The sequence below is a fragment of the Gemmatimonas sp. genome (assembly GCF_044376735.1).
Classification (GTDB): Bacteria; Gemmatimonadota; Gemmatimonadetes; order Gemmatimonadales; family Gemmatimonadaceae; genus Gemmatimonas.
On sequence record NZ_JBILKJ010000133.1, the window covers coordinates 1 to 7,491 of the forward strand.

The 7,491-nt window shown below is 65.8% G+C and carries 8 protein-coding genes; 7 read left to right on the forward strand and 1 reads right to left on the reverse strand.

Going from position 1 to position 7,491, the window contains the following annotated elements; all coding sequences use genetic code 11:
- Both trmFO and xerC read left to right on the forward strand, forming a co-directional pair.
- The coding region (gene trmFO / locus ACIRA7_RS13455) for a methylenetetrahydrofolate--tRNA-(uracil(54)-C(5))-methyltransferase (FADH(2)-oxidizing) TrmFO (protein ID WP_396221361.1) at positions 1 to 643 on the forward strand (643 nt) is incomplete at its 5' end.
- A 7-nt stretch (positions 644 to 650) separates the two neighbouring features.
- Positions 651 to 1,631, forward strand: a complete 981-nt coding sequence (gene xerC / locus ACIRA7_RS13460; RefSeq protein ID WP_396221362.1) for a tyrosine recombinase XerC — start codon at positions 651 to 653, stop codon at positions 1,629 to 1,631.
- A gap of 66 nt (positions 1,632 to 1,697) precedes the next feature.
- Here xerC and ACIRA7_RS13465 read toward each other — a convergent pair whose 3' ends face one another.
- On the reverse strand, positions 1,698 to 2,675 hold the full coding sequence (locus ACIRA7_RS13465) for a threonine/serine dehydratase (RefSeq protein ID WP_396221363.1): 978 nt from the start codon (positions 2,673 to 2,675) through the stop codon (positions 1,698 to 1,700).
- Between the two features lie 9 nt (positions 2,676 to 2,684).
- Here ACIRA7_RS13465 and hslV point away from each other — a divergent pair, with 9 nt between their 5' ends.
- From hslV to gcvT, 5 genes are all read left to right on the forward strand, one after another.
- Entirely contained in the window at positions 2,685 to 3,230 is a 546-nt protein-coding gene (gene hslV / locus ACIRA7_RS13470; protein ID WP_396221364.1) for an ATP-dependent protease subunit HslV, read from the forward strand.
- A 123-nt stretch (positions 3,231 to 3,353) separates the two neighbouring features.
- Positions 3,354 to 4,748, forward strand: coding sequence for an ATP-dependent protease ATPase subunit HslU (gene hslU / locus ACIRA7_RS13475; protein WP_396221365.1), 1,395 nt, complete (start codon positions 3,354 to 3,356; stop codon positions 4,746 to 4,748).
- A gap of 63 nt (positions 4,749 to 4,811) precedes the next feature.
- Positions 4,812 to 5,738 (forward strand): ornithine carbamoyltransferase, encoded by a 927-nt coding sequence (gene argF, locus ACIRA7_RS13480; RefSeq protein WP_396221366.1) that lies wholly within the window; start codon positions 4,812 to 4,814, stop codon positions 5,736 to 5,738.
- Positions 5,739 to 5,755: 17 nt separating this feature from the next.
- Positions 5,756 to 6,214: a thioredoxin-dependent thiol peroxidase gene (gene bcp / locus ACIRA7_RS13485; protein WP_396221367.1), complete on the forward strand. Its 459-nt coding sequence runs from the start codon at positions 5,756 to 5,758 to the stop codon at positions 6,212 to 6,214.
- Between the two features lie 109 nt (positions 6,215 to 6,323).
- A complete protein-coding gene (gcvT, locus tag ACIRA7_RS13490) occupies positions 6,324 to 7,436 on the forward strand; it encodes a glycine cleavage system aminomethyltransferase GcvT (protein ID WP_396221369.1) in 1,113 nt (370 codons plus the stop codon).
- The last annotated feature ends 55 nt before the right edge of the window (positions 7,437 to 7,491 follow it).

The window sequence follows — 7,491 nt, forward strand, 5'->3', positions numbered from 1 at the left end:
CGGTCGCGAATCCCTGCGCTTCGGGCCGATGAAGCCCATCGGACTCCAGGACCCGCGCTCCACCGCGCGGCCACACGCCGTCGTGCAGTTGCGCATGGAAGATCGCGGTGGGCGCATGTGGAACCTGGTCGGCTTCCAGACCCGCCTGCGCATCCCCGAGCAGGCGCGCGTATTCCGCATGATCCCCGGCTTGGCCGACGCGGAGTTTCTGCGCTTCGGGTCGATTCATCGCAACTCGTATGTGAACGCGCCCGCCGCGTTGTCGCCGCATTTGTCGCTGCGCGATGCGCCGCAGCTCATGTTCGCGGGGCAGATCACCGGCGTCGAGGGGTACACGGAAAGCAGCGCCACCGGCTTGCTGGCCGGCATCAACCTCACCCGGCAGCTGTCCGGTCAGGACCCCGTGGTACCGCCACCGACCACGATGATGGGCGCGCTGTATCGCTACATGCGTGAAGCCGATCCGAAGCATTTCCAGCCGATGAATGCGAACTTCGGATTGCTCGATGATCTCGACGGCGTCGCGCCGAAGGTGCTGAAGGACAAGGCCAGGAAACGCGAGATGTTCGCCGAGCGCGCGCTCACGGCCATGGCGGCGTGGCGTGATGCCGCGGGAATCGTGCCGACGGCTGTTCAGGGGTGAATCACGCATGAGCGAAGAGGCCGCCCTCCCGCATGCGGACCTGCCTGACGCGGCGCTCCCCGCCGAGATCGACGAGTTCCTCGTGCATCTCACCAAGGAGCGCGACCTCTCACCCAACACGATCTCCGCCTATCGGCGCGATCTGCGCGAGTTCTCCACGTGGCTCGCCAGCACGCATGGCATCGAGGGGTGGCAGTGGAACGAACTCGGGCGCACCGACATCCGCGGCTTCATGGCGCATTGCACGCGTCGTGGGCTCGCCAAGCGCTCCATCGCCCGCCAGCTCTCCGCCGTCCGCAGCTTTTATCGCTGGATGCATCGCGACGAACGGGTCGACGTGAACCCCGCACGTGCCGTCGGATCGCCGCGGTTGCCGCGGACGCTGCCCGCCTATCTCGACGAGCGGCAGGCCGAATTACTGCTCGAACACGCCGCCACACGTGCGAAGAGTCTCGCGTTCACCGATGTGCGCAACTTCGCGATGCTCGAATTGTTCTACTCGAGCGGGCTGCGTCTGTCCGAACTGCGCGGCATCGATCTGGGCGATCTCGATCTGATCGCGCAGCAGGTGAAAGTGCGTGGCAAGGGGCGCAAGGAACGCATCGTGCCGGTGGGTGACCATGCGCAACGTGCGTTGCGGAACTATCTCGTGAAGCGCGACGCACTCCTCGCGACGGCGAAAACGAAGGCACGCGATGCGAAGCCGGCGCGCGGGGCCGTGTTCCTGAGTGAACGCGGCGCACGCATGAGCCCGCGCGCGATTCAGCACGCCGTCGTGCAGCTCCTTGCCTCCGTCGACGAAGGGGCCGGACTCAGCACACATTCGCTACGGCACAGCTTCGCGACGCACCTCGTGGATGGCGGGGCCGATCTGCGCGCGGTGCAGGAACTGCTCGGGCACGCCAGCATCAGCACCACACAGATCTATACGCACACCAGCGTCGAGCGCCTCAAGAAGGTCTACCGGCAGGCGCACCCGCGCGCGTAAGTCTTGTGTGAGTGGTGGTGTGCTGTCGGCTTTGCTGCGCCCCTCCGCCGGTACACTACCGCCAATTCACGAAGGCGTGCTTCCCGACAGAATCGTCACCGCACGAGCCGCGTCGAGATTGCCTCCGCAGATCACGATGCCAACCGTGCGCCCCGCGAGCTGCGGGGCCAGCGCGTGCAGCCCGGCCAGTCCGGTCGCCCCGGCACCCTCGGCCAGATTGTGGGTGATCCGCCACAGATCACGCACGCCCCGCGCGATCGTTGCCTCGTCCACGAGCACGAACCCGGCCAGTCCGCGGCGCAGGGCATCGAACGTCAGGTCGTACGTCGAACCCGTAGCGATCCCTTCGGCGAAGGTGCGCACCGGAGCGCCCGCCCGCGGAACGCCGTCGTGCCAAGCGTCGTGCTGTGCCGACGCGCCGACGCTCTGCACGGCGTAGACCTCGAGATTCGGCTTCAGCGCATCGCGCACCACGGCCGCGCCCACGGCCTGCGATCCGCCGCCCAGTGCAATGATGATCGCATCGAGATCCGGTGCCTGCTCCAGGAACTCCGCCGTCATCGTGGCCGCACCAGCGATCACCTCGCGGTGATTCGTGGAGTGGATCACGGTCTTGCCGTCGCGTTCCGCCAACGCGCGGCAGGCGGCGGTCGTTTCGTCGTATGACTCGCCCACTTCGATCAGCGTGGCACCAAGCCCGCGAATCGCCGCGCTCTTTTCCGGGTTGTTGCCGCGGGGCACGCAAATGGTCACCGAGACGCCGCGCTGTGCCCCCGACCACGCCAAGCCAAGTCCGTGGTTACCCGTAGTGGCGGCGATCACGCCACGGGCCGCCTGGTCGTCGGAAAGCGCCGTGATCGACGACGTACCGTTGCGCACCTTGAAGCTGCCGGTGGGAAGATGGTTCTCGTGCTTCACGAGCACCCGGATGCCATGGCCGACGAGCTCGTCCAGCGGCGGATAGTGCCGGACGGGGGACGGATCCAGAAAAGGGCGCAGCCGCGTCCGGGCGCCCAGTACGTCGTTGTAGTTGATGGGGTACATTCCTGAAATATGCCTCTCCCCATCATTCGGGCCACCACCATCCTGGCGGTGCGCCGCAACGGACGTGTGGCCATCGGCGGCGACGGGCAGGTGTCCGTCGGCGATACCATCGCCAAGTCGCAGGCGGTGAAGGTTCGCACCCTCAAGGGTGGACGCGTCATCGCCGGATTCGCCGGCTCCGTGGCCGATGCGATCACCCTCTTCGAGAAGTTCGAGGAGAAGCTCGATCGCTTCCCGGGAAACCTGCCCAAGGCCGCCGTCGAGCTGGCCAAGGAATGGCGCAGCGATCGCGTGCTTCGTCGCCTGGAGGCCATGCTGATCGTGACCGACGTCGATCACGGATTCATGCTGAGCGGGAACGGCGAACTCATCGAACCCGACGACGGCATTCTCGCCATCGGCTCCGGTGGCGCGTATGCGCAGGCGGCGGCGCGTGCCCTTGTGCGCGAGACCGCCCTGTCGCCGGCTGAGATCGTGCGGAAAGCCCTCACGATCGCCGGTGAGATCTGCATCTACACAAACACCAACATCACCGTGCTGGAACCGTCGGCCTAAGCGCGCCGATCCGGTTCCCCCAGCGGGTCCGCATACGCAACCCGCTGCAGCGCGTCACACCGCTCCCGCAAGACACCGCCGGAAAGACATCCCCGAAAGCGCGGAGGATGGTTAGCCTTCGGCATGCCCTCACCTCGTACGCAACAGGCAATCGCGCGGCTCGCCGACCTCACGCCTCGGCAGATTGTGGCGGAGCTGGATCGTTATATCGTCGGACAGGCCGACGCCAAGAAGTCGGTGGCCATCGCGCTGCGCAATCGGTGGCGCCGTCAGCGGGCTCCGGAAGCGATCCGCGAGGAGATCTCGCCCAACAACATCATCCTCATCGGCCCCACGGGCGTCGGGAAAACCGAGATCGCGCGGCGACTGGCCAAGCTGTCAGGCGCGCCATTCGCCAAAGTGGAAGCGTCGAAGTTCACCGAGGTGGGGTACGTGGGGCGCGACGTCGAATCGATGGTACGCGATCTCATCGAGAGTGCGATCGACATGGTGCGCACCGAGCGCGAGTCGGAAGTCGAGGATCTGGCCAACGAGAAGGTCGACGAACGCCTGCTCGACCTGTTGCTGCCCGTGCCGCCGGTTGCGGCCGGCGACACGCCGGAGGGGAAGGCCGAGCAGGACGCCGTCATGGAGCGTCACAAGCGCACGCGCGACAAGCTGCGCCTGTTGCTGCTGGATGGACAGCTCGACGGGCGCGAAGTCGAGCTCGAGGTCACACAGTCGGGCCCCGGCATGCCCGGCGTCATGACCCCCGGTGGCAACGAGGGGATGGAGAGCGTGGCCGAGTGGTTCCGCGACCTGATGCCGAAGAAGAAGAAGCGGCGCACGGTGAAAGTGAGTGAGGCGCGCCGCATTCTCATGGACGAGGAGCTCGAGAAGTTGATCGACCTCGACGACATCACCGAGGACGCCCTCGAACGCACCGAAGCGATGGGCATCATCTTCCTCGACGAGATCGATAAGATCGCCGGTGAACGAGGGCAGGGCGGTGGCCCGGATGTCTCACGCGAAGGCGTACAGCGCGATCTGCTACCGATCGTGGAAGGGTCGAACGTGCAGACCAAGTACGGCACGGTGAAGACCGATCACATCCTCTTCATCGCTGCCGGCGCCTTTCACGTGTCCAAGCCCAGCGATCTGATCCCCGAGCTGCAAGGGCGCTTTCCGATCCGGGTGGAGCTCAAGCCGCTCACCGAGCAGGACTTCGTGCGCATCATGACGGAGCCGGAGAATGCGCTCACCAAGCAGTACGCCGCGCTGGTGGAAGCCGAGGGCGCGTCGCTGGAGTTCAAGGAAGACGGCATCGCCGAACTGGCACGCGTCGCGACGCGGGTGAACGAGCGCATGGAGAACATCGGCGCACGCCGCCTGCACACGGTCATGACGACGCTGCTGGAGGAAGTGTTGTTCGAACTGCCCGACCGCGGGACGGAGGCCGTGCTGGTGGACGCGGCGATGGTTCGCGAGCGCCTGAGGACGATCAGCGAGGACGAGGATCTGCGGAAGTACATCCTTTAGCCCGAGGCGGCTTGTACGACCGAAGGCTTGGACTCGCCGTGCGTGCGCAATAACTTTGCCCGGATGCCGCATACCCATCCGCCGCATCGCGATTTCCTGAACATCGCCGACTTCTCTCCCACCGAGACGTTCGCCCTGCTCGACTTGGCCGAACGGATGCGCACCGGCGCCTACGTCGGCAAGCCGCTGGCGGGGAAGGCGTTGGCCATGATCTTCATGAAGTCCTCCACGCGCACCCGTGTGTCCTTCGAGGTGGGGGTCACCCAATTGGGGGGCACGGCGCACTTTCTCTCGCCGCGCGATGTACAACTGGGCCGAGGCGAGCCGATCGCCGACACCGCCCGGGTGCTCGACCGGTACGTGCATGGCATCATGATCCGGACCTTCGCGCACGCGGACGTGGAAACGTTGGCCGAGTACGCCAGGGTGCCCATCATCAACGGCCTCACCGATCTGTCGCATCCCTGCCAGATCCTGGCCGATGTCCTCACCATCCAGCAACATCTCGGCGACATCCGCGGGAAGACGGTCGCCTGGATCGGCGACGGCAACAACATGGCCAACTCGTGGATCGAAGCGGCCGCACATCTAGGCTTCTCCCTCCGCGTGGCCTGTCCCGAGGGATACGACCCCGATGCCGAGTTTCTGCGCCGGGGCGTGGCGTCGGGGATGGTGCAGGTGCGGCGTGACCCGCGTGAAGCCGTCGCCGGCGCCGATGTCGTGACCACCGACGTGTGGGCCTCGATGGGACAGGAGGAGGAGCACGCGAAGCGCGCCCTCGCCTTCGCGCTCTATCAGGTCGACGCGTCGCTCATGGCGCTCGCCGCGCCGCACGCCATCTTCCTGCATTGTCTGCCGGCGCACCGCGGCGAAGAAGTGACGGCCGAGGTGCTCGACGGCCCGCAAAGCGTCGTCTGGGACGAAGCGGAGAACCGTCTGCACATCCAGAAGGCAATCATGGCCGCCCTCATGGGGAACGAACCGCTCTGAACCCGGATTTACACCGCATGCCCATCGCCGAAGGAATACCCGCCCCCGATTTCACGCTCCCCACCGAAACGGGCGACACGCTCACGCTCTCGTCGCTCCGTGGGCAGTGGGTGGTGCTCTTTGCCTACCCCAAGGACGATACCTCCGGGTGCACCGTGGAGGCCTGTGAGTTCCGCGACGCGCTCCCGCGTTTCGATGCCGCGAAGGCGGTCATCCTTGGCATCAGCCCGGACTCCGTGAAGTCGCACGCGAAGTTCAAGGCCAAGTACGAGCTGCCCTACACGCTGCTGGCCGATGAAGAACAGACGGTGTTGCAGGCGTACGACGTGTGGAAGGAAAAATCCATGTACGGCAAGAAGTACATGGGGGTGGAGCGTACCACCTTCCTGATCGACCCGCAGGGGCAGATCGCCAAGGTGTTCAGCAAGGTCAAGCCGGCTGGGCACGCCGCCGAAGTGATGGCGGAGATCGGCTGAGTCTGCATCGAATCACTGCCAGCGTGGCAATCCGCTGGCACGTTCCTGCCAGATCGGACATGTTTGTAGGGCGCGACCGCTCCGGTCGCGCCCTGCTTCTTTTTCAGATATGACAGCCATCGCTCCCGGCATGCTCAAGCGTACGCCGCTCCATGACGTTCATGTCGCGCTCGGCGCGAAGATCGTCCCCTTCGCCGGTTATGAAATGCCGGTGCAGTATCCCACCGGCATCACCGCCGAGCACACGGCCGTCCGTACGGCGTGTGGCATGTTCGATGTGTCGCACATGGGTGAAGTGATCGTGCGCGGGCCCGACGCCATGCGCTTCGTGTCGTCGGTCACCAGTAACGACGTCGAAGCGCTCGCCGTCGGACAGATCCAGTACTCGACGCTGCTGCGCGGCGACGGCACGATCGTTGACGACCTGCTCGTGTATCGGTTCGCCGATCATCTCATGCTCGTCATCAACGCCAGCAATCGCGAGAAGGATCTCGCGCATCTGCAGGCCAACATCGCCGGCTTCGATTGCGCGATGACCGACGTCTCCGACAGCATCGCGCTCCTGGCCGTGCAAGGGCCGCAGGCGCCAGCCATCGTGGCGTCGCTGTCCGATGTGCCGCTCGACGGCATCAAGTACTACTGGTTCACCGAAGGCAAGGTCGCCGGCGTGCCCTGCATCATTTCGCGGACCGGCTATACGGGCGAACTCGGCTTCGAGTTGTACTTCGACGCCTCGCAGGCGGCGACCGTGTGGAACGCGGTCATGGCCGCTGGTGCCGTCACGCCCGCGGGGCTCGGGTGCCGCGATTCGCTGCGCCTCGAAGCCGGCATGTGTCTGTACGGCAACGAACTCGACGACCGCACGACTCCGATTGAAGCAGGGCTGAACTGGCTGGTGAAGCTGGCCAAGCGCGAGCCCTTCCTGGGCAAGGACGTGCTGGTCCGTCAGCACCAGGACGGCACCGATCGCAAGCTGGTCGGGTTCACGATCGACGAGCGCGCGATCCCGCGACATGGACACCGCGTGCTGTACGGTGGCGTGGCGATCGGTGACGTGTGCAGCGGCTGCATGAGCCCCACGCTCGGGGTCCCGATCGGGACCTGCTATCTGCCCGCCGCGGCCGCCGTCGAAGGCACCACCTTCGAGATTGACATTCGCGGGCGGACGTTGCCGGCGCGTGTGGTGAAGCTGCCCTTCTACAAGCGGGCAGGGAAGGCGTGAGCACGCGTCCGCGCCCGGCAGCAATGCGGCGTGGCGGTGTAGAAGACGGCGCCGC